The 1,314-nt window shown below is 40.3% G+C and carries 2 protein-coding genes; both read right to left on the reverse strand.

Annotated elements, in window-relative coordinates; all coding sequences use genetic code 11:
• Window positions 1–26 precede the first annotated feature (26 nt).
• On the reverse strand, window positions 27–851 hold the full coding sequence (locus ADI58_RS01965) for a peptidylprolyl isomerase (RefSeq protein WP_049521260.1): 825 nt from the start codon (window positions 849–851) through the stop codon (window positions 27–29).
• A 112-nt stretch (window positions 852–963) separates the two neighbouring features.
• On the reverse strand, window positions 964–1,191 hold the full coding sequence (locus tag ADI58_RS01970; RefSeq protein ID WP_481556248.1) for a DUF2798 domain-containing protein: 228 nt from the start codon (window positions 1,189–1,191) through the stop codon (window positions 964–966).
• Window positions 1,192–1,314 lie beyond the last annotated feature (123 nt).

The following is a 1,314-nucleotide window of genomic DNA, read 5'->3' on the forward strand; positions in this document are numbered from 1 at the left end:
CTCAAGTACAGCCTGCGGCTAGTTTCCTAGTTTGCTCTTTGATTTTCATTGAGTTTAAAATCGTAGTCTTTCACCACTTCGATGCTGTCGATAGTAATAGCAGTCGTTGGTTTATCTTTCTCATCTTTTTCGGCTTTAGCAATTTTATCTACTACATCCATACCGTCAATTACTTGACCAAAGACTGGGTGTTTGCCATCTAGACTAGGGTTTCCCCCTTCTTTGTAGGCTTCGATGATTTTCTTTGGATACTTGCTTGTAGGGAGTTTAGCAGAGGTATCTGTAGAATTTTGGTTGATGAAGAACTGGCTACCATTGGTGTTTGGTTGACCAGTATTAGCCATAGAAAGAGCACCACGGATGTTATAGAGATAAGGAGTAATCTCGTTTTTGAAACCAGTTCCCTTGTCTTTAGTCTTATCCTTGTCATGCCAGATGGACTGACCACCTGTACCGTCTCCTTTTGGATCTCCAGTTTGAACCATGAAGCCATCGATGACACGGTGGAAGGTAATGCCGTTATAGTATCCTTCTTTGGCATGAGTGAGGAAGTTTTCAACCGCTAGAGGAGCGAGTTTAGGGAAGAGTTTGATACGGATATCTCCTTGACTTGTGTGTAGAATCACTTCAGCCTCGTCTTCAGCAACTTCTTTAGATAGTTGCGGGAAATTGGCGTTTTCGTTTGTTAAAGCATCGTTTAACTCCTTAGCAGATTGGGCAGCTGCTTTGGAACTTTCTTCAGCAGCAAGACTGGAATCAACATAGTCATCACCACGTAGACTGCGTTGGATGCTGCTACACCCAGCTAGGGCTACAGTGGACAGTAAAAGAAGGGTTGCTAGTTTTTTCATTCTGTTCCTCTCAAAAATTTATTTCTACCATTGTACCCTAAAAGGAAGTGGATTTCAAATGTTAGTAGTTTACAGAAATGGCTTAGATAATAGTTGGGATTTCATCATCATCTTAAAAATCTTCAACTTCTTCTTCCCCAGTAAATGGTTTCTGAAAAGAACTTAGTATAAAACGGGCAATTGGTCCGACAATTAGGAAGTTTAGAGGAAGAGCAGCAATAAAGTTTACGGTCCAGGCACTTAGATAAGTCTTTGGCGTGATAGCCACTCCATTATAGAAAAGGCCATAGAAAGACATGAAAGTGACCATTAGAACTGCCATTCCTCCAGAAATTGTAATGATTTTCTGCCAGAGCTTTTAGATGTTTTGGGGCATCAACATTATAAGTGTACTCAAAGTATTTAGGGAACCAGATTTTAAGAAAGCTCGTAAAGCATCACATTTAGTAAACGTTAATTCGAA

The organism is Streptococcus mitis, assembly GCF_001074635.1.
Lineage (GTDB): Bacteria > Bacillota > Bacilli > Lactobacillales > Streptococcaceae > Streptococcus > Streptococcus mitis_E.

What these genes read in the sequence shown, in the direction of transcription:
- ADI58_RS01965 (WP_049521260.1), bottom strand. Translation starts at nt 851, where the DNA reads ATGAAAAAACTAGCAACCCTTCTTTTACTGTCCACTGTAGCCCTAGCT.